Genomic DNA, 20,038 nt, shown 5'->3' with positions numbered 1-20,038 from the left:
GGCAACGGTTTTTATTATTGTTCTTTTTTCACTTTTACACGAGGTAGTATCTTTTGAAGTGGTACTTTTCGAATTCTTTCCCATGTAGCTGGATTCATTGGGTCATATTGATCTAAGAAAGCAATAACTTCTTTTGTAATTGGCGTTGGAGTAGAAGCACCTGCTGTAACAGCTACGTTTTCTACACCTTGTAGCCATTCTAATTGGATTTCACTTACGTCTGCAACGCGGTATGCTGTCGTACCAGCGATTTCTTGTGATACTTGTGCTAAACGGTTTGAGTTGTTACTTTTCGGATCACCGACAACAATTGTTAAATCTGCAACATCAGCTTGTTTAGCGACAGCTTCTTGGCGAACTTGAGTTGCTAAACAAATTTCCTTGTGGAATTCTGCTGTTGGGAATTTTTTCTGAATGTCCTCCATTAAATGTTGAACATCCCATTGACTCATTGTTGTTTGATTCGTAACTAAAATTTTATCCGTTGGAATTTCTAGTGTTTTTAAATCATCAGCTTTTTCGATAAGATGAACGATATCAGGTGCGATACCAACTGCGCCTTCTGGTTCTGGATGATTTTTTTTGCCGATATAAATGACATGGTATCCTTCAGCTTTCTTTGCTTCGATAAGGTCATGTGTTTTTGTAACATCTGGACAAGTTGCATCAATTGTCGTTAAACCTTTTTCTTTTGCACGTTGTTTAACTTCTGGAGAAACACCGTGTGCAGTGAAAATAACAGTACCAGAATCGATTTTATCTAAAATTTCTAATCGACTTGGACCGTCTAATGTAATGATGCCATCCTCTTCGAAAGCATCTGTGACATGCTTATTGTGAACAATCATACCTAAAATATAAATGGGTCTCGGTAATGATTTATCTAATGCGGCGTTACGTGCAATAACCATTGCGTCAACAACACCGTAGCAATAACCACGAGGGGAAATTTTAACAATCTTCATGTGAGTAATCCTCTCCTTCTAAACAAGGGATACTTTTGTGCATAGTCCATTACATTATAAAGGAGGAGTGGATAGAAAACAAAGGATTGTTACACATATAGTTTTGGTTTTGTTGCTGATTGTTGAACGGGTTCTTTCGGAACCTCTTTTTCTATTACCGGTTCAAGCACTATTTTTTTTCGTTTCCTTTTTGGAGGTGGAGGAGGTGGAGTTGCTACCTCAACCTGTTCTGTTGCATCTTCAGTTTGATTTTCTTCCGTACTTTTTCCAGAGGTGAGGATTTTAACAATGCTTGGTAGACTACGCATAATGGGACCGTACTGTTCGACAACAGGACCGACAGATTGCACGACTTGAGATACTTTTTCGATATTATTTATCATATTAGTTGGGTTCGAAATTAAATTTGAAAAAAAACTACCGATGCCGCTGCTAGATGCCGCTGCAGTTGTAGCTGACGCAGCACCACGTGTATCATTTGATTCATACATTTGAGGTGGTATCATCTGCTCTGGATATTGCTGCATGTATGGCTGATATTGTTGTGTATATTGTTGTTGGTATGGCTGTTGCTGTTGATATTGGGGCGGCGGTTGTTGGTGCATCATCGGTGGCCCTTCCATTTGTCGATAAGGAGGGACCATTTGCATGAAAGGTTCGGTTGGATCGTGTTTTTTAAAGAGTTTAGCAAGGAAACCTTTCTTTTTTTGAGCCATCGGTGGTAGTTGTGGAATCGGATATGGTGTGTAAGATTGTTGTCCTCGATTCGGATACATTTGTCTTATAGGGGATTTCGGAAACATGTGGGAAATCCTCCTTTCTTCAGTTAGGTATATACACATACAATATGCAATGGAAGGAAAGAAGGTTAGTTTTTGAGATAAAAACCTAAACTAAAGATGGATTTTACTTGTAGATTTCGATATAATGTAGACTTGACTGATTTGTGCGCAGTAGAAATTTTAGAAAGAAGGTGTAACTTATGACACTACAAACTTTTACACAGTATGATTTTAAACCATTTTTAATAGATGCAGTTCGTGAACTACGCTTTACAGAGCCAACAGGAATTCAAAAGAAAATTTTCCCGGTCGTGAAAAAAGGTGTGAGTATAATTGGACAATCCCAAACTGGTTCTGGGAAAACACATGCATACTTACTTCCTACATTAAACAGAATTGATGCAAGTCGTGAAGAGGTACAACTTGTTATTACAGCGCCTACTCGTGAGTTAGCACAACAAATTTACGAAGAAATTGTGAAACTAACAAAGTTCTGTGCAGAAGATCAAATGATTACAGCACGCTGTTTAATTGGTGGAACTGATAAACAACGATCAATTGAAAAGTTGAAAAAACAACCTCATATTGTAGTTGGAACGCCAGGACGTATTAAAGATTTAGTAGAAGAAAAGGCGCTATTTGTTTATAAAGCGGATACTATTATTGTCGATGAAGCGGACTTAATGCTTGATATGGGATTCATTCAAGATGTAGATAAAATTGCGGCACGTATGCCTAAAAATCTGCAAATGTTAGTTTTCTCTGCAACAATTCCTCAAAAATTAAAACCATTTTTGAAGAAATATATGGAGAATCCAGAACATATTCATATTAATCCGAAGCAAGTTGCAGCAGGAAATATTGATCATTACCTTGTGCCTTCAAGACACCGTAATAAAACTGAATTAGTGAAAAATATGCTACTTCAATTTAAACCATATTTAGCAATTGTCTTTACAAACACAAAGAAGAAGGCTGACGAAGTAGCCGATGGATTAGCGGAACGTGGATTAAAAGTAGGGCGTATACACGGTGATTTATCACCACGTGATCGTAGAAAAATGATGAAACAAGTTCGTGATTTAGAGTTCCAATACATTGTCGCAACAGATTTGGCGGCACGCGGTATTGATATTGAAGGAATTAGCCATGTTATTAACTATGAACTTCCACCAGATTTAGATTTCTTCGTTCACCGTGTTGGAAGAACTGCACGTGCGGGTCATTCAGGTATTGCAGTGACGATTTATGATCCAGCAAATGAAGAAGCGTTAGATAGTTTGGAAAAACAACGTCATATCGAGTTTAAACATGTAGATTTACGCGGAGATGAATGGGCGGATTTAGGTGACCGTCGTCGTCGTAAGAGCCGTAAAAAACCAAGTGATGGACTAGATGTTATGGCAACAAAAGTTGTTAAGAAGCCGAAAAAAGTAAAACCAAACTATAAACGAAAACTTGCAACAGAACGTGACAAAGTGAAGAAAAAATATAGCAATAAAAAAAGATAAGGGATTTCCCTTATTTTTTTTTATCTCACTGCTTGAGAGAAAGTCGATTAATGTAGACTAATAATTAGTGAGGGGTAGAAAAAACGTTGACTAAAGTTTCGCTTTATTGGGTTAATTTAAGTATAGAGTTCAGATTGTTTGAATAGTCCGTTTAATTTATGTAGTGCCTTTTGTGTGAACAAACAATTCGCTACATATTTCTACAAATTATGCTATCATTATATCTATTGTATATTGAAGAGGTGATTGTATGTTAAAGATTGGATCTCATGTTTCTATGAGTGGTAAGAAAATGTTTTTAGCAGCAAGTGAAGAGGCTGTTTCATACGGTGCAACGACGTTTATGATTTATACAGGTGCACCGCAAAATACACGAAGAAAACCAATTGAAGAATTGAACATAGAAGCAGGAAGAAAACATATGGAACTAAACGGTATTGAAGAAATTATCGTACATGCGCCATACATTATTAATCTTGGGAATACGACGAAGCCAGAAACATTCCAATTAGGTGTAGACTTCCTTCGCATGGAAATTGAAAGAACATCGGCATTAGGTGTAGCGAAACAAATCGTTCTTCACCCAGGTGCGCACGTTGGTGCAGGAGCGGATGCTGGTATTCAACAAATTATTAAAGGGCTTAATGAAGTATTAACGCCAGAGCAGACGGTTAACATTGCGTTAGAAACGATGGCAGGAAAGGGAACGGAATGCGGTCGTAGCTTTGAAGAAATTGCGAAAATTATTGATGGTGTGAAATATAATGAAAAACTATCTGTATGTTTTGATACGTGTCATACGCATGATGCAGGTTATGACCTTGTAAATGATTTTGACGGTGTGTTAAACGAATTTGATAAAATTGTTGGGATAAATCGTTTACAAGTACTTCATATTAACGATAGCAAAAATGTACGCGGAGCTGGAAAAGACCGTCATGAAAATATTGGTTTTGGTCATATTGGCTATAAGGCATTGCATCACATTGTGCATCACCCACAACTTACGCACGTACCAAAAATTCTTGAAACGCCGTATGTAGGTGAAGATAAAAAAGATAAGAAGCCACCATATAAATTAGAAATCGAAATGCTGAAAAATGGTACTTTTGATGAAGGAATTCTTGAAAAAATTAAAGAGCAATAAGGAGGGGATTTTCCCCTCCTTATTTTAATAGCTGCTGAAATAAAATATTTACTTGTTGGGCAGTGGCAGGAGTAGTTACTTTAGCGATTTGTTTTAACAAATCTAGTCGCTCGGTATTATCGTAAATGTTAATGTTTTTCCCTTTCATAAGTAAAACGATTTTATCAGCTTGTGCAGTTGTGATTGGAACTTCGTATTCTTTACTATATTTCAATAGTTCTTTTGTAGAAATATGATTTAATTTTTTGTTCACAATTTGTTTAATGAGGTTCATCGTGTTGTCCTCCTTCACACGTTCTTCTATCGAAATATATGTAAGCATAGCTTGTACATATTCGTATCAAGGTGCATTTTTTCAATGGGGAAAAGAAGCTTATGTTATAATATAAGAACAAAACTATAGATAAAGAGTATAAGGAGGACTTATGGAAAAAAAGCAACATCGAAAAGAAAGTGTTATTCATCTTGTATATCGTTTAGTTATGATTGTCTTTGGGGCAGCGTGTGCGGCGGTAGCGATTGAACTGTTTTTAATGCCAAATAAAATTATTGATGGTGGAATTATTGGTATTTCTCTTATATTAGATTATCTTACTCCTAATATTTGGTGGTTAAGCTTTTCTACTTTAGTTGTTATCCTCAACATTCCTTTTATGTACTCCGGGTATAAGCAAATTGGAAAAACATTCATGTTATCTTCAGCATTTGGAATTGTAGCTTTAGCATTTATTGAATCAACGTTGCATGCTATTCCGCCATTTACAACAGAGCCGATTTTAGCAACAGTTTTCGGCGGTCTTATTTTAGGGATTGGTGTAGGACTTGTTATTCGTCATGGTGGATCGTTAGACGGGACCGAGATTATGGGGATTCTATTAACGAAGAAATTACCGTTTTCTGTTGGTGAATTCGTAATGTTTGTGAACTTATTCATTTTTGCATGGGCAGCATTTGTGTTTGGTGTTGAACAAGCGATGTATTCTGTTATGACGTACTATATCGCATTCAAAACAATTGATACGGTAATTCAAGGATTAGACGAAACGAAAGCAGTTTTAATAGTATCGGATCAATATGAGGAAGTATCAAATGCGATTTTACACCGCCTTGGTCGTGGAACAACAAAACTTGTTGCTAAAGGTGGCTATACAGATAAAGAAAAAGAAGTTATTTATGCAGTTGTAACACGTCTGGAAGTGACGAAGTTAAAATCAATTGTGCATGAAATTGATGAAAACGCATTTGTTACGATTATGAATACACAAGAGACAAATGGTGGTAAGTTTAAATCAGCAATTCACTAAAAAGTTAATTGTAATATCTTTTGAAAGCAGAGAATTATTCTCTGCTTTTTGTTATAATAATAAGGTTTCTTGAAATAAAGAATATATTTTAGGCAGATTGGTTTACAACTATAATAAGCTGTACTATAATTCAAATAGAGATAAATCGGAATCATTCTGAATTAAAATAGGTGAGATGCTATGAATAATATATTGGAAATAGAAGGATTAACGTTTCGGTATGAAGATCGCAACGTGTTAGAAGATATTAATTTGCAAGTTCCGAAGGGAGCTTTTTTAGGTTTAGTTGGACCGAATGGTTCAGGGAAATCGACTTTACTTAAATGCTTATTGGGTGTTTTAAAACCAAAGCAAGGAAGTATTAGATTGTTTGGCATTGATAGTAAGAAATTTAAAGAGTGGAATAAAGTTGGTTATGTATCCCAAAAGGCAAGTAGCTTTAACTCAGGTTTCCCGGCAACTGTTTTCGAGGTTGTTTCAATGGGGCTCGTTTCGAAAAAAGGGCTTTTTCGCTTTTTTACGAAAGACGATAATGCGAAAGTAGAAAAAGCGATTGCTGATGTAGGTATGAGCGAATTTCGAGGTCGCAACATTGGAGAACTTTCTGGTGGACAACAACAGCGTGTATTTATTGCTCGTGCACTTGTAAGTGATCCGGAATTGCTTATTTTGGACGAGCCTACTGTTGGGATTGATGTGAAGAATGTGGCAAGTTTTTATGAGATACTAGAGGATTTAAACAAAAGATTGGGAATTACGTTAATTCTTGTTACGCACGATATGGGTGCTGTAACAGAGAAGGTGACGCATGTTGCATGTTTGAATCAGCATTTACATTTCCATGGGAATGTAGAGAAATTCCGAGAGTTAGAAGATGCAGAAATGTCGATTTTATATGGACATCATGTTCATCGCTTAGAACATGAACATGGGCATCACGGGAGGATATAATGATACAGGATTTTTTACAATATGATTTTTTACGTAATTCCTTATACGCTGGTATTTTAATAGGGCTTGTCGCACCACTTATCGGCGTGTTCGTTGTAATTCGCCGCATGTCGCTTATTGCGGATGCATTAAGTCATGTGACGTTATCAGGAATTGCCGCGAGTTTATTACTTGAAAAGACAATCTTTACCGGTGGGTTTTTAAACCCTTTATATATGGGGATGTTTTTTTCAATCGGTGGAGCATTGCTAATTGAAAAATTACGTACTGTATATAAACATTATCAAGAGTTAGCAATCCCGATTATACTTTCAGCAGGGATGGGGATTGGAGTTATCTTCATCTCACTTGCTAATGGATTCAATACGGATTTATTTAGTTATTTATTTGGTAGTGTAAGTGCTGTAACAAGTGCGGATTTAATTATTATTGGTATAGTAGCAATTGTTGTTATTGCGACGATTGTTTTATTATACAAAGAGTTGTTTTTACTATCATTTGATGAGGAATACGCTGTATCAACCGGTTTAAGTGCAAAGTGGATTCACTTTATCTTCATTATATTAGTTGCTCTTGTAATTGCGGTATCAATGCGTGTTGTAGGTGTTCTTCTCGTATCATCTTTAATGACGTTACCAGTTGCAGCAAGTATTCGTATTGCAAAAGGATTTAAACAAACAATTTTCTTTTCCATTTTATTTGGTGAAATTGCAGTAATTGGTGGAATGTGTGCTTCGTATCAACTTGATTTAGCTCCAGGTGGTACAATTGTTATGATAGCGGTTCTTATTTTAATTGGTGCAATTTTATGGAAAAAGAAAAAAACTGCATAAAGTAGGGATAGGTATGAATCTAACAGAAGCTTTACGCCTAATGAAGGAAAAGGGATACAAACATACAGGGAAAAGGGAAGAAATGCTGAGATTATTCGCAGCTCATAATCGTTATTTAACTGCGAAAGATGTTTTAGAGCATATGAAGGGTGATTATCCAGGACTTAGTTTTGATACGATTTATCGTAACTTAACGGTTTTTGCTGAAGTCGGTGTTTTAGAGCAAACGGAATTAAATGGTGAAAAGCATTTCCGTTTTACATGCTCCATTATGGAACATCATCATCATTTCATTTGTTTAGATTGTGGTGGTACGAAAGAGATTAATTCCTGCCCGATGGATTTTATGAATAAAGATTTTAAAGGTTATGAGGTAACGGGGCATAAGTTTGAAATATATGGTCGTTGCCCAAAATGTGCAAAATGAGAGGGCTCGTCAGTTATATAACTGACGAGTTTTTAATTTGAATGTAAAAAAAGGTTGCTCACAAAAATTGTGGCAACCTTCTTTTTATTGTTCTTGTTTTTCTTTTTCTTTTTCTCGTTCGGCAGCCATTTCAGCAGCGATTACATCAATTTCTTTTTTCAGTTCTTCTACCATTGTTTCTTCTGGTACTTTACGAACGACTTGCCCTTTACGGAATAATAAACCTTCTCCGCGTGCACCGGCAATACCGATGTCAGCTTCACGAGCTTCACCAGGACCGTTTACGGCACAGCCGAGTACTGCAACCTTAATTGGAACTTTAAGTGTGGAGATGTATTCTTCGACTTCATTAGCAATGCTAATTAGGTCGATTTCAATACGACCACAAGTTGGACAAGAAATAAGTGTTGCGGCATTAGATGCAAGACCGAATGATTTTAATAGTTCACGTGCAACTTTTACTTCTTCAACTGGATCAGCGCTTAAAGAGATACGAAGTGTATTTCCGATGCCTTTACTTAAAATTGCTCCAAGACCGGCGGCGCTTTTTACAGTCCCAGCAAACAATGTTCCTGATTCTGTAATACCTAAATGTAATGGATAATCAAAAGCGCGAGCAGCTTTTTCGTATGCTTCAATTGCTAAGTTAACATCAGAGGCTTTCATTGATACGATAATATCGTGGAAATCTAAGTCCTCTAAAATTTTAATATGGTGCAGTGCGCTCTCGACCATACCATCAGCAGTTGGATATCCATACTTTTCTAAAATATGACGTTCTAATGAGCCGGCATTTACACCGATACGGATTGGAATGCCACGCTCTTTCGCTGCATTTACAACAGCTTCTACTTTATGGCGACGTCCAATGTTACCTGGATTGATACGTACTTTATCAATGCCGCCTTCGATTGCTTTTAAAGCAAGGCGGTAATCAAAATGAATATCAGCAACAAGTGGAATGTTGATTTGTTTTTTAATATCAGCAATAGCATTTGCTGCGCGTTCGTCTGGAACAGCAACACGAACAACTTGACAGCCAGCTTCTTCTAAACGTTTAATTTCAGCAACTGTAGCCTCAACATCATGCGTTTTTGTTGTCGTCATACTTTGTATAATTAATTCATTGTTACCGCCAATTGTTAAATTACCGACTTTAACTGGACGTGTTTTTGTGCGTTGAGTCATTTCATTCACGAATTGATCGCTCTCCTTATAAAAGAAGTTTCTTATTTTAGTCCCTTACATCAATGATAGTATGTGTGAGAAAGGGCTATAGAAACCAAAGTACTCGGTTTCACTTTTACTATTGTATCAGCGCCTTTATGTAATTGACAAGGATTAAGTGATTGCTTATTGATATAAGGGGAATTTATAAGACTTTCCAACTTGGATTTTTGTAGCAGATGTATTTTTATTTAATTGCTTAAAATCATCAATTACTTTTTCAATAGAAGGAATTTTTTTCTTATTAATCGCTTCTGTAATAGAAAGAACTGTATCGCCAGTTTTTACTTCGATTGCTTTATAAGCTGTATCCGTTTCTTTTTCTTTCTCTGTTTCGTTCTCTTTATTTTGTTTTGTATCTGTATTTTCTTTTTTTATCGTTTGGGCAGCAGATGTTTTTTTGTATGAACTTAACATCGGTAAAGTACCGATTTTTATGTCGTAATAAAATATATAACCGAGGACAAGCACGAATAAGAGTACACCTAATCTCTTCATATCCTTCACTCCTTTGCTAGGAATATATGCTTGTCCAAAAAAAAAATGCCTATTTAGGCATTTTTTTATAGTTCTTGTTTTTCTTTCGGCTTTGGAACTTCTTTAATTGTTAAGTATAGAACGATTAAAACAACTGCAATGTAAATGAATGTTGCGCCAGGTACGTTTATTTTGAATAAATCCATAATCATAAAGAAGATTGTTGGAATTGTGTAGCTGTAAGCAGTTAATGTCCAAACTTGTTTATAAGATAATTTGCGTTGACCGCTCATCGCAGAACCGATGAAGGCAAGCAATGTAACTCCTACAAAGGTAATAAATAATTGGAACAAGTACAGTAAGAACCCAATAACGAATAATAAGATTGGATAAATACTGTCAAATAACGAAATGAAATCTTGTAAATCTTTTTTCTCAAGAGATGCGCCTAATAAGTCATTATAGGAGTATGTTTGTGTTTGACCATTCCCCATGGAGACTACTTTATCTTTTAAAACAAATAAACCTGTTTTATTTTGATATTTTTCTAAGTCTGTTGAATTTGGATCAAATACGAAAAGGGCATTTCCATCTTCTTTTTCGATAGGTTGATCAATATCAGCTGTTAGCTCGCCATTTTCAATTTTAAAATCAGGTAAATCTTTTTCGATTACTTTATTTACCATGTTAACACCATCTTGAATAACGCTACCGTACAAGAAAGTTCTTGGAATAGTAGTGATTAGGCAAAGAAGCATAATATACAAAATGGTTTTACCGATTTTTTGAAAACGGAAAAGCGCCATATCTTTAGGCGAATATACGCTTTTTGCTAGCTGTGTAAAAATGGACATAGATTCACTTCCTTTATGTATGTATAAAATCATTGTAACGTACGAATCTAGAGAAGCTCAAGATATATTATATTTACATATAGTAGAGAAGACTAAATTCCTTCTTATTAATTTACTTCTTTTAGTAGAGAAAAATACAATTGACACTTTTCTTTCGTATATGGTAAATTTATCTTACATTTTTCAAACGATATATCCGATTGGAATTTAGTTGTTTTTAATGGTACATACATAATCGTGGACCCTTAGCTCAGTTGGTTAGAGCAGACGGCTCATAACCGTCCGGTCGTAGGTTCGAGTCCTACAGGGTCCATATCCATTTCATATGTTTATTATGTCAGCAGGAAGCTTCCTTGTAGAAGGAAGCTTTTTTTCGGAATATATGAGCATTTTAATTGAAAAGAAGTGGGAATTTTGCTACTTTAATGATAGCAAGACAAAGCGATTTATTTGTTTGCACCCTATGGCAATTAGGGTAGAATGAAGTTGTAGGTCACATATGTAGTGACAATACATAAACCGGGAGGAATATAACAATGGCAAAACACGAATTACCAAATTTACCTTATGCGTATGATGCTTTAGAACCTCACTTTGATAAAGAAACAATGAACATCCATCATACAAAACATCACAACACGTATATTACAAACTTAAACGCTGCTTTAGAAGGTCATGCAGAATTAGCTGACAAAAGCGTTGAAGAATTAGTTGCAAACTTAAACGAAGTACCTGAAGCAATCCGTACAGCAGTACGTAACAATGGTGGCGGACATGCTAACCATACATTCTTCTGGACAATCCTATCTCCAAACGGCGGGGGACAACCAGTAGGCGAACTTGCAACTGCGATTGAAGCGAAATTCGGTAGCTTCGATGCATTCAAAGCAGAATTCGCAAAAGCTGGCGCAACTCGCTTCGGTTCTGGTTGGGCTTGGTTAGTAGTAAACAATGGTGAGTTAGAAGTAACAAGCACTCCAAACCAAGATTCTCCTCTAACTGAAGGTAAAACTCCAGTTATCGGTTTAGATGTTTGGGAGCATGCTTACTACTTAAATTACCAAAACCGTCGTCCTGACTACATCGGTGCATTCTGGAACGTTGTAGATTGGAACGTTGCTGAAAAACTTTACCAAGAAGCAAAATAATTAAAGTTAATACAGCTAGAAAAAAGCTAGGGGGTTTTCTCCTAGCTTTTTTCTATGTTCTCCTTTTACATAATTGAGCTTGTCTTTGGAAGACTAGAACATGAAGTAAAGGAGAGTTGTGTATGAAGTGGAAACATGTAATCGGTGATGTTGAAGTGAATCGGGATTTAGTATTATTGCTCGTTATAGGAGGTTTATACACGCTCGCAATTTCTTTATCGAATACGTTTGTAAACATTTATTTATGGAAGCAAACACAAAATTATGTGAATCTGGGCTTGTATAATTTGGCCAGCGTTGTATTACAGCCTCTAACATTTCTTGTGGGCGGGAAATTAGCGAAACGTATTGATCGCTCGATTTTATTGAGAATCGGTGTAGGCACGTTAGCTGTTTTTTTTATCGTCGTTTTAGTAGCGGGAAAAAGTGCATCTCACTATATTTTATTAATGGGAGCCCTTTTAGGAGTTGGTTATGGTTTTTATTGGCTCGCTTTTAACTTGTTGACATTTGAGATTACAGAACCAGAAACAAGAGATTTTTTTAACGGTTTTCTAGGACTTCTTACATCGTTCTCTGGAATGATTGGACCGATAGCAGCAGGATATACAATTTCACGTATGGAAAAATGGAGTGGTTATACTGTCGTTTTCTTCCTTTCGTTAATGCTATTTGCGGTTGCAGTCGTTCTAAGCTTTTTTTTATCGAAGAGGGAATGTGAAGGACGCTATGAAATTGTGCAAGTATTGAAAGAGCGGCAAGTTGATGAAAACTGGGGAAGAATTACGCGCGCTCATTTCTTCCAAGGTTTGAGAGAGGGAACGTTTATTTTCGTTATTTCGGTATACGTCTATTTAGCATCTGGTAGCGAGTTAGCACTAGGGAAATATAGTTTAGTGAATTCTGCAGTATCATTTGTATGCTATTATTTAGTTGCTCGTATGTTAAAGAAAGAATGGCGAAAAAAAGCAATTTTACTTGGTGGCATTATTTTATATGCGGTCGTATTTTTAGTTATTTTCAATGTTACATATACGAAATTACTTATTTATGCAGCATGTATTGCGGTTGCATATCCGATTTTACTCGTTCCGTACGGCTCAATGACATACGATGTAATTGGTAGAGCAAAACAGGCGGGAGAATGGCGTGTAGAATATATAGTGGTCAGGGAATTATGGTTAAATGCCGGAAGAATTTGTTCCATTTTAAGTTTTTTATGTGCTGTCATATTTTTTCCGCCTGAAAAAAGTTTACCTTTCTTACTATGTATTTTAGGAGCTGGACATTTTCTTATTTATTTTGCAGTTAAAAATGTCAAATATGATGAGGGAAATGTGAACAAAACCAGCGCTGTAGCGCAAGGAACCCCACAGAATCAAACTGAACCAGAAGGTTAACTTATCGTTTGTTTTATGCTAGAATAGAAAAAGATGTAAGACAGCAGTGAGGGCACCTGTATGAAGGTGTCCCTTTCACATTACATAGCTGTTGGTAGAGGGGGTTTGTATGAGCAAGAAGCAGAAAAAGAACCAGACAAAGACAAAAACCCACGTTCCCTTTCGGTTAAACGTGTTGTTTTTTTGCGTGTTTTTAATGTTCTCCGCAGTTATTGTAAGGCTTGGATACGTACAAATTGTTCGTGGCGAGGAATATAAAAATGAAGTTGAGAAAAAAGAAAATTCAACGATAAGTAATCCTGTACCACGCGGGAAAATATTTGATCGTAATGGAGAAGCGGTCGTAGATAATGAGCCTATTCGTACAATTACATTTACAAAAATGAAGGGGTCAACTGCAGCAGATCGCTTAGAAACGGCGAAAAAGTTAGCAGATTTAATTGAAGTCCCAACAGATAAGTTAACAGATCGCGATAAAAAAGATTATTGGCTTGCTTTACATAAAGAAGAAGCAGAAACAAAAATCACAAAAAAAGATCGTGAAGAGCTTAAAACAAATAAAATTGACGATAAAGAACTGGATGAACGTCAACGAAATCGTGTGACAGAAGAAGAGATTAATCAACTTTCAGCAAAAGATTTAGAAATATTGGCGATCAAAAGTAAGATGGAAAGCGGATATGCAATGACGCCGCAAATCGTTAAAAAAGGTGCAACAGAAGAAGAATACGCGATTATTAGTGAAAATTTAGCGAAATTACCAGGTGTAGATACAAATGTTGACTGGGAGCGAAAATATAAGTATGATGATATGTTCCGAAGTGTACTTGGTGGTGTAACTTCTTCTGATGAAGGGTTACCGAAAGAGAGATTAGATTACTATCTTGTTCGCGATTATAATCGAAATGATAGAGTAGGAAAAAGTTATCTTGAACAGCAATATGAAGATAGTCTGCACGGTACGAAAGAAGAAGTGAAAAATATTACAGATAAAAACGGTAATATTTTAGAAACGATTAATGTATCGCAAGGACAACGAGGTAACGACCTGAACTTAACAATTGATATGGAATTACAGAAGCGTGTGGAAGATATTATCACCAAAAATTTAATGAAATTTAAAGGGGGAGAACCTCTTTTAGATCGGGCATTCGTTGTAATGATGAATCCGAAAAATGGTGAAGTTTTATCTATGGCTGGGAAACAATTAGTGAATGAAAATGGCGAAACGAAAGTGCAAGATTTCGCATTAGGAACGATGACAAGTGCTTATCCGATGGGATCGACTGTAAAAGGGGCGACAGTACTTACGGGATATCAAACAGGTGCGATTCAACCGGGTTCAGTTCAAGTCGATGAACCAATCGTATTAAAAGGAACGAAGAAAAAATCTTCTTGGAAGACGATGGGACCTATTAATGATTTGACAGCGTTAAAAATGTCTTCTAACGTATATATGTTTAAAACAGCGATGAATATCGCTGGTGTTCCATATGTTAGAGGTGGTACGTTAGATATACCACAAAAAGCATTTGATACGATGCGATACTATTACGGTCAGTTTGGACTTGGTGTAAAAACAGGTATTGATTTACCGAATGAATCTGCTGGACAAAGAGGTAGAACAGACAATATCCCAGGTTTCTTATTAGATTTATCAATTGGACAGTATGATACGTATACACCACTTCAATTAGCACAATATGTTTCAACAATTGCCAATGGTGGTTACCGTATGCAGCCGCAAGTTGTAAAGGAAATTCGTCAGCCATCGGCGAAGCCAGAGGAAGTTGGAAAAGTTGTTCAATCTATGGAACCGAAAGTATTAAATCGTATTGATATGCCTGAATCACAAATTAAACGTGTTCAAGAAGGATTTAGACAAGTATTTAACGATTCAGGTGGTACCGCTACGAAATACTTTACAGGTGCACCATATAAGGCAGCTGGGAAAACGGGTACAGCTCAAACTGTGTATGGCGGAGATAAAGAGATTGGTAAAAAAGCAAACGGTGAGCGTGTTGAAACGTATAACTTAACATTAGTAGGTTATGCGCCACTTGAAGATCCAGAAGTAGCATTTTCTGTTGTTGTGCCGTGGGTACATGATGATAAAACAGGGATTAATGGATATATTGGTCGTGAAATAATGGACGCTTACTTTGATTTGAAAAAACAAGCATTAACTGGTGAAGCTCCAAAAGATGAAAAAGAGAAAAAAAGTAATGTACAAGATGATGAATAAAAAAGTTGTAAAAAAAGCACACTATCTGAAAAGATAGTGTGCTTTTTTTTATGCCTTACGCATATGGTTTAGTAAATGTGGACAAGCATAAAATATTGAAAAAACATGTAGTTTCAAAAACGATGAACACAACAAGATTAGTGCATACGCTCTAAGTTTGTTGTGTGTGATAGGCGATAGCAGTTTTATCCCGCGTTTGAGGGCGGTAAAACTCCCACCTCAAAATTCAGCTGGAGCAAAGAAGTTAGGTGGGAGCCCTGCTGCCCGTAAACGCCCGATTGGTGAGGGCTAATAATCAGTGGGGGGATGAACAAAACCCCCACTGATTAAAGTTTCGCTTTATGGATGATTAGAAAATTTCCTGCATCTAAAGTACAAAAGTGAAAATAAAGTTTGTGTATACAGTTGTTTTTGTGGGACTTTACAAAACTTTTACAAATAATTAAAACCGAATTAATAGTTTAGCAGTATTCTTATATCTGTAATCCTGTTATTTCCGGTTACTTCTAGGAGGAAGAACACGTGAAATGGATGAGCGCATCGATTAAAGTTTTGACATTATCGACATGTTTCCTTTGTTTTAATATGTCTACTGCATTCGCTACAAATGAAATGGGAGAAGTGAGAGTTGATGGATCCTCAACGGTTTTCCCCATTATAGAGGCAGTAGCAGAGGAATATACAAAGGCCCATCCAAACGTGAAAATTTCTATTAGTATTTCTGGGACAGGGGGAGGATTTAATCGTTTCAGTAAAGGAGAAGTAGATATAAACAATGCTTCGAGATTGATGAAACCGGTAGAAGAAAATGCAATGCAGAAAAAATTCATTCAATTTACACCATTTGAGGTTGCTTATGACGGTCTAACGATTGTTGTGAATCGTCAAAATACGTGGGTAAACAATATGACGATAGACGAGTTACGTCTATTATGGAGTGAAAATGGAAGATTGAAACGATGGTCACAAATTCATTCATCATGGCCTCGTGAACAAGTTAAATTTTATGCGCCAGGCGTAGACTCTGGTACTTATGATTATTTCCAAAATGTTGTCTTACAAAATAATCGCCTTGTAAAAACGGTTTCTTTGTCTGAAGACGATCAAGTTATTATGCAAGGGGTAATGAATGATAAAAATGCCATTGCTTTTGTAGGATATGCTTATTATATGGCCAATCGAGATAAGGTAAAAGCAATACAGGTGGATGGTGTATTTCCAACGAAAGAGACTATTCAGTCGGGTACGTATAAGCCATTATCTAGGCCGCTATTTACGTATGTGAATCATGCATCTATCAGAAATAAAATTAATGTAGCAAATTATGTTGAGTTTATGATTAAGCATGTTGGAAGCCTTGCTGAAGAGGTCGGATATGTAAAATTACCAAAAGAAAAATATAATGAACAGCTGCGAATGTTAACAGAAATAAAAAGGTAATGTCAGGGTGGAAAGGGGTTTTCATCTTTGGCTCATAATGACAAAAGTCAAATTACATTTTCTGTACAACATTTGATTGAGAGAAATACAAATAGAAGAAAAAAAACGCAGCGAATCAATCGAATTGTTCCGTTAATACTAAAAGCCATTGCTAGCGTGTCCATTGTAACGACACTTGGAATTATTATTACGTTGGCAAATGAAACAATCATGTTTTTTCAAAAGATATCATTGTATTCTTTTTTGACAGAGAAGGAATGGTTACCTTTTTTTGAAGATCCAAAATTCGGTATATTACCACTTATATGTGGAACAATCCTTGTAACAGCAATTGCCATGTTCGTAGCAATTCCTATTGGTTTAGGTTGTGCCGTGTTTTTAAGCGAATACGCTTCGAATGGCGCTCGGAAAATATTAAAACCGTTGTTAGAGCTACTAGCAGGCATCCCGACAATTGTATATGGTTTTTTCGCGTTAACAGTTGTCACACCACTTTTACAACGGGTTATACCAGATTTGCAGTTTTTTAATGCTATTAGTCCAGGTATTGTTATAGGGTTTATGATGATACCGACGATTGCGTCTCTCTCTGAAGATGCGATGAGAGCTGTAGCGAAAGGAATTAAAGAAGCCTCATTAGCGCTAGGAGCAACTCGTTTTGAGATGGTAAAACAAGTGGTGTTTCCATCGGCTTTTACGGGCATAATGGCAGCGATTATATTAGCAGCTTCCAGGGCAATTGGTGAAACGATGATTGTTGTTATTGCAGCTGGATCAACACCTAATGTATCGATAGATCCGACTCATTCTATTCAAACATTAACAGCCTATATTGTACAAGTGAGTTTAGGTGATGCTCCGCACGGAACGATTACTTATTACAGCATGTATGCTGTAGGTGCAACGTTATTTATGTTTACTTTTATTATGAATATCATTTCGCAATATATTATGCGCCGTTTTAGGAGGTTGACATAATATGCGAATGTTAAACCATAAGAACATACAAGAAAATATGGCATCGCGTTTTTTAAAGGATCGGATTTACAAGTGTTTGTTTTATATAGCAATTTTATTTTCAGTAGTAATACTTTTTATATTGCTTTTTCAAATTTTTGAAAAAGGTATAAGTTATCTTTCAATAGATTTCTTTACAAACTTCGCCTCACGTAATCCGAGAGAAGCTGGGATTGTCGCTGCTTTGTCAGGAACAATACTATTTATGAGCATTGTTATACCAGTCTCTTTTATATTCGGAGTCGGAACAGCTCTTTATTTAGAGCATTATGCGAAGGAGTCCGTTTTTAAAAAGTTAATTGAATTAAATAATCAAACATTAGCAGGGGTACCTTCCGTTGTGTTTGGTTTACTCGGGTTAACTATTTTCGTATACGCTCTCCATTTGGGAGAGAGCATAATGGCAGCGGCACTGACGATGAGTTTACTCGTCTTACCAACTGTTGTTGTAGCTAGTCAAGAAGCGATTAGAACTGTGCCGAGCTCATTACTAGAGGCTTCTTACGGATTAGGTGCTACGAAATGGCAAACGATGTATCAAATTGTATTGCCAGTCGCTTTGCCAGGGATTGTAACGGGATGTACGTTAGCGGTATCGAGAGCAATTGGTGAGGCAGCACCATTATTAGTTATTGGGGCCCTTGCCTTTGCAAATTATGTTCCGTTCAGTATGTTTGATAGATTTACGGTTTTACCAATTCAAATTTTTAATTGGATGAGTAGACCACAAGAAGAATTTCAGTATGTAGCAGCAGCTGGGATGATTGTTTTGCTAGGATTGTTGCTCTTTATAAATATATTTGTCTTATGGTTACGAAATCGAAAATAAGTTGGAAGTGGATGAAAGGGGAATTCAAATGGTAGCAACAGTAGTAAATGTACAGGTGAAAAATGAAAAAAAGATTGAGACAGCACCAAAAAAAATAGTATTTGATACGAAAAATTTAAATTTATGGTACGGAGAAGACCATGCTTTAAAAGATATCAACTTAAGTATTCATGAGAATGAAGTAACAGCGATTATCGGTCCAAGTGGTTGTGGGAAATCAACATACTTAAAAACGCTAAATCGTATGGTAGAGTTAGTGCCTATCGTTCGAACTACGGGCGTTATCGAATATAGAGAACGAAACATATTTGATAAATCATATCCAGTTGAAGAATTACGTACGCATGTGGGTATGGTGTTCCAAAAGCCAAATCCATTCCCAAAATCTATTTATGAAAATGTAGCATATGGTCCGAAAATCCATGGTGTTCGTGACAAAAAAACACTTGATGAAATTGTTGAAAATAGCTTGCGCGGCGCAGCTATTTGGGATGAGTTAAAAGATCGTTTGCATGATAATGCATACGGTTTATCTGGTGGTCAGCAACAACGTCTATGCATTGCACGCTGCTTAGCGATTGAGCCAGACGTAATTTTAATGGATGAGCCAACATCGGCGCTAGATCCAATTTCAACATCAAAAGTAGAAGAATTAATTCAGGAGTTAAAGAAAGATTTTAGTATTGTTATCGTAACGCACAACATGCAACAAGCAGCACGAATTTCAGATAAAACTGCTTTCTTCTTAAGTGGAGAAGTTGTGGAATATACAGATACGAACAAATTATTTACAACACCTGCAGATAAGCGTACAGAAGACTACATTACAGGACGATTTGGTTGATATCGCTAGCAAGGCTAAGAGTAAATACCCTCTTAACAGAGGGTAACTAACTGTTACGATTTATTTAACCAATTATAACCAAAGTTAATTAAATATATCAGTGAGCCCTGCTAGTCAAGTGATTGGCTAGTAGTGAGGGTTAACTGCGGGCAATCCCTAAAGCTGATTGAACTACAACGTGGCTAGAAATGGTGAGCGTGAATGTTGCGAAAGTAGAAAAAATCAATCAGATGATTAAGGAGTTGACTTCTGATGATATTGGCGAAGAAAGTCAGACTGATTCCAACGCCTGAACAAGAAAAAGTGCTTAGAAATCATGCTGGAGCTTCAAGATTCGCTTATAACTATTGTAAAAGGATGAGTGATAGATACTATAAGCTATTTGGAAAATCTGTTTCACAGTTAGATTTACAGAAACGATTTACAAAGATCAAGAAGCGAAAGAGATATGAGTGGTTAAATGAAATCAACGCACAAGTTCCCAAACAGGCTTCAAAAGATTTTGATAAGGCGAGAAGAAATTCATTCAAAAAGTACAAAAATGGTTATCACACTTCTTATAAATCCAAAAAAGATTTAATTCAAGGATTTTATGCCAATTATGAAAGACTGATTATAGGAAAGAAAGTAGTTGATA

At 36.4% G+C, this 20,038-nt stretch carries 20 protein-coding genes and 1 tRNA gene; 15 read left to right on the top strand and 6 right to left on the bottom strand.

Annotated elements, in window-relative coordinates; genetic code table 11:
* Positions 1–14 precede the first annotated feature (14 nt).
* Positions 15–965, bottom strand: coding sequence for a 4-hydroxy-3-methylbut-2-enyl diphosphate reductase (locus CQ058_RS16550; protein WP_002067184.1), 951 nt, complete (start codon positions 963–965; stop codon positions 15–17).
* An 89-nt stretch (positions 966–1,054) separates the two neighbouring features.
* Positions 1,055–1,768: a VrrA/YqfQ family protein gene (vrrA, locus tag CQ058_RS16545; RefSeq protein WP_002138368.1), complete on the bottom strand. Its 714-nt coding sequence runs from the start codon at positions 1,766–1,768 to the stop codon at positions 1,055–1,057.
* Positions 1,769–1,947: 179 nt separating this feature from the next.
* On the opposite strand from vrrA, the gene CQ058_RS16540 reads away from it, so the two are divergent.
* Entirely contained in the window at positions 1,948–3,258 is a 1,311-nt protein-coding gene (locus CQ058_RS16540; RefSeq protein WP_002015172.1) for a DEAD/DEAH box helicase, read from the top strand.
* A gap of 250 nt (positions 3,259–3,508) precedes the next feature.
* Positions 3,509–4,405: a deoxyribonuclease IV gene (locus tag CQ058_RS16535; RefSeq protein ID WP_002190690.1), complete on the top strand. Its 897-nt coding sequence runs from the start codon at positions 3,509–3,511 to the stop codon at positions 4,403–4,405.
* A gap of 19 nt (positions 4,406–4,424) precedes the next feature.
* Here CQ058_RS16535 and CQ058_RS16530 read toward each other — a convergent pair whose 3' ends face one another.
* The gene (locus tag CQ058_RS16530) at positions 4,425–4,679 is read right to left on the bottom strand and encodes a DUF2624 domain-containing protein (RefSeq protein WP_002088657.1); all 255 of its coding nucleotides are present in this window, start codon (positions 4,677–4,679) and stop codon (positions 4,425–4,427) included.
* Positions 4,680–4,830: 151 nt separating this feature from the next.
* Between CQ058_RS16530 and CQ058_RS16525 the strand changes: the two genes are divergently transcribed.
* The 4 genes from CQ058_RS16525 to CQ058_RS16510 all read left to right on the top strand — a co-directional run bounded on the left by CQ058_RS16525 (position 4,831) and on the right by CQ058_RS16510 (position 7,920).
* Positions 4,831–5,709, top strand: coding sequence for a YitT family protein (locus tag CQ058_RS16525; RefSeq protein WP_002015168.1), 879 nt, complete (start codon positions 4,831–4,833; stop codon positions 5,707–5,709).
* Positions 5,710–5,889: 180 nt separating this feature from the next.
* A complete protein-coding gene (locus CQ058_RS16520) occupies positions 5,890–6,660 on the top strand; it encodes a metal ABC transporter ATP-binding protein (protein WP_002015167.1) in 771 nt (256 codons plus the stop codon).
* A complete protein-coding gene (locus CQ058_RS16515) occupies positions 6,660–7,493 on the top strand; it encodes a metal ABC transporter permease (RefSeq protein WP_002167661.1) in 834 nt (277 codons plus the stop codon). Before CQ058_RS16520 ends, CQ058_RS16515 begins: the two co-directional genes overlap by 1 nt.
* Before the next feature lie 13 nt (positions 7,494–7,506).
* Positions 7,507–7,920 carry a Fur family transcriptional regulator gene (locus tag CQ058_RS16510; RefSeq protein WP_002015164.1) on the top strand — a complete coding sequence of 138 codons (414 nt, stop codon included), beginning with the start codon at positions 7,507–7,509 and terminating at the stop codon, positions 7,918–7,920.
* Between the two features lie 84 nt (positions 7,921–8,004).
* Here the strand turns inward: CQ058_RS16510 and ispG are convergent, their stop codons facing one another.
* The 3 genes from ispG to yqgB form a co-directional block, all read right to left on the bottom strand.
* Positions 8,005–9,108 carry a flavodoxin-dependent (E)-4-hydroxy-3-methylbut-2-enyl-diphosphate synthase gene (gene ispG, locus CQ058_RS16505; RefSeq protein ID WP_161793976.1) on the bottom strand — a complete coding sequence of 368 codons (1,104 nt, stop codon included), beginning with the start codon at positions 9,106–9,108 and terminating at the stop codon, positions 8,005–8,007.
* A 165-nt stretch (positions 9,109–9,273) separates the two neighbouring features.
* A complete protein-coding gene (locus CQ058_RS31840) occupies positions 9,274–9,645 on the bottom strand; it encodes a hypothetical protein (protein ID WP_002190688.1) in 372 nt (123 codons plus the stop codon).
* 65 nt (positions 9,646–9,710) lie between these two features.
* On the bottom strand, positions 9,711–10,478 hold the full coding sequence (gene yqgB, locus CQ058_RS16495) for a protein YqgB (RefSeq protein ID WP_002034056.1): 768 nt from the start codon (positions 10,476–10,478) through the stop codon (positions 9,711–9,713).
* Positions 10,479–10,717: 239 nt separating this feature from the next.
* Between yqgB and CQ058_RS16490 the strand changes: the two genes are divergently transcribed.
* From CQ058_RS16490 to CQ058_RS16450, 9 genes are all read left to right on the top strand, one after another.
* Positions 10,718–10,791 (top strand) — tRNA-Ile (locus CQ058_RS16490).
* 223 nt (positions 10,792–11,014) lie between these two features.
* Positions 11,015–11,626 carry a superoxide dismutase [Mn] gene (gene sodA / locus CQ058_RS16485; RefSeq protein WP_001052029.1) on the top strand — a complete coding sequence of 204 codons (612 nt, stop codon included), beginning with the start codon at positions 11,015–11,017 and terminating at the stop codon, positions 11,624–11,626.
* A gap of 122 nt (positions 11,627–11,748) precedes the next feature.
* Entirely contained in the window at positions 11,749–13,026 is a 1,278-nt protein-coding gene (locus CQ058_RS16480) for an MFS transporter (RefSeq protein ID WP_002190686.1), read from the top strand.
* 109 nt (positions 13,027–13,135) lie between these two features.
* Positions 13,136–15,271, top strand: a complete 2,136-nt coding sequence (locus CQ058_RS16475) for a peptidoglycan D,D-transpeptidase FtsI family protein (RefSeq protein ID WP_002190685.1) — start codon at positions 13,136–13,138, stop codon at positions 15,269–15,271.
* A 522-nt stretch (positions 15,272–15,793) separates the two neighbouring features.
* Positions 15,794–16,711 carry a PstS family phosphate ABC transporter substrate-binding protein gene (locus CQ058_RS16470; protein WP_002190684.1) on the top strand — a complete coding sequence of 306 codons (918 nt, stop codon included), beginning with the start codon at positions 15,794–15,796 and terminating at the stop codon, positions 16,709–16,711.
* Between the two features lie 27 nt (positions 16,712–16,738).
* Positions 16,739–17,689 carry a phosphate ABC transporter permease subunit PstC gene (pstC, locus tag CQ058_RS16465; protein ID WP_002088646.1) on the top strand — a complete coding sequence of 317 codons (951 nt, stop codon included), beginning with the start codon at positions 16,739–16,741 and terminating at the stop codon, positions 17,687–17,689.
* Position 17,690: 1 nt separating this feature from the next.
* On the top strand, positions 17,691–18,557 hold the full coding sequence (gene pstA, locus CQ058_RS16460; RefSeq protein WP_002088645.1) for a phosphate ABC transporter permease PstA: 867 nt from the start codon (positions 17,691–17,693) through the stop codon (positions 18,555–18,557).
* 28 nt (positions 18,558–18,585) lie between these two features.
* Positions 18,586–19,401 (top strand): phosphate ABC transporter ATP-binding protein, encoded by an 816-nt coding sequence (gene pstB / locus CQ058_RS16455; protein ID WP_002088644.1) that lies wholly within the window; start codon positions 18,586–18,588, stop codon positions 19,399–19,401.
* Between the two features lie 252 nt (positions 19,402–19,653).
* The coding region (locus tag CQ058_RS16450) for a helix-turn-helix domain-containing protein (protein WP_105589881.1) at positions 19,654–20,038 on the top strand (385 nt) is incomplete at its 3' end.

This window comes from Bacillus sp. MYb56, from assembly GCF_002976445.1.
GTDB lineage: Bacteria > Bacillota > Bacilli > Bacillales > Bacillaceae_G > Bacillus_A > Bacillus_A mycoides.
Note: the sequence above shows the minus strand (reverse complement) of the source record. Positions and strands in the feature narration are given on the sequence as shown.

What these genes read in the sequence shown, in the direction of transcription:
- CQ058_RS16480 (WP_002190686.1), top strand. Translation starts at nt 11,749, where the DNA reads ATGAAGTGGAAACATGTAATCGGTGATGTTGAAGTGAATCGGGATTTA.
- CQ058_RS16535 (WP_002190690.1), top strand. Translation starts at nt 3,509, where the DNA reads ATGTTAAAGATTGGATCTCATGTTTCTATGAGTGGTAAGAAAATGTTT.
- CQ058_RS16520 (WP_002015167.1), top strand. Translation starts at nt 5,890, where the DNA reads ATGAATAATATATTGGAAATAGAAGGATTAACGTTTCGGTATGAAGAT.
- CQ058_RS16475 (WP_002190685.1), top strand. Translation starts at nt 13,136, where the DNA reads ATGAGCAAGAAGCAGAAAAAGAACCAGACAAAGACAAAAACCCACGTT.
- CQ058_RS16550 (WP_002067184.1), bottom strand. Translation starts at nt 965, where the DNA reads ATGAAGATTGTTAAAATTTCCCCTCGTGGTTATTGCTACGGTGTTGTT.
- CQ058_RS16525 (WP_002015168.1), top strand. Translation starts at nt 4,831, where the DNA reads ATGGAAAAAAAGCAACATCGAAAAGAAAGTGTTATTCATCTTGTATAT.
- ispG (WP_161793976.1), bottom strand. Translation starts at nt 9,108, where the DNA reads ATGACTCAACGCACAAAAACACGTCCAGTTAAAGTCGGTAATTTAACA.
- CQ058_RS16510 (WP_002015164.1), top strand. Translation starts at nt 7,507, where the DNA reads ATGAATCTAACAGAAGCTTTACGCCTAATGAAGGAAAAGGGATACAAA.
- CQ058_RS31840 (WP_002190688.1), bottom strand. Translation starts at nt 9,645, where the DNA reads ATGAAGAGATTAGGTGTACTCTTATTCGTGCTTGTCCTCGGTTATATA.
- pstB (WP_002088644.1), top strand. Translation starts at nt 18,586, where the DNA reads ATGGTAGCAACAGTAGTAAATGTACAGGTGAAAAATGAAAAAAAGATT.
- CQ058_RS16530 (WP_002088657.1), bottom strand. Translation starts at nt 4,679, where the DNA reads ATGAACCTCATTAAACAAATTGTGAACAAAAAATTAAATCATATTTCT.
- yqgB (WP_002034056.1), bottom strand. Translation starts at nt 10,478, where the DNA reads ATGTCCATTTTTACACAGCTAGCAAAAAGCGTATATTCGCCTAAAGAT.
- pstA (WP_002088645.1), top strand. Translation starts at nt 17,691, where the DNA reads ATGCGAATGTTAAACCATAAGAACATACAAGAAAATATGGCATCGCGT.
- sodA (WP_001052029.1), top strand. Translation starts at nt 11,015, where the DNA reads ATGGCAAAACACGAATTACCAAATTTACCTTATGCGTATGATGCTTTA.
- CQ058_RS16540 (WP_002015172.1), top strand. Translation starts at nt 1,948, where the DNA reads ATGACACTACAAACTTTTACACAGTATGATTTTAAACCATTTTTAATA.
- CQ058_RS16515 (WP_002167661.1), top strand. Translation starts at nt 6,660, where the DNA reads ATGATACAGGATTTTTTACAATATGATTTTTTACGTAATTCCTTATAC.
- vrrA (WP_002138368.1), bottom strand. Translation starts at nt 1,768, where the DNA reads ATGTTTCCGAAATCCCCTATAAGACAAATGTATCCGAATCGAGGACAA.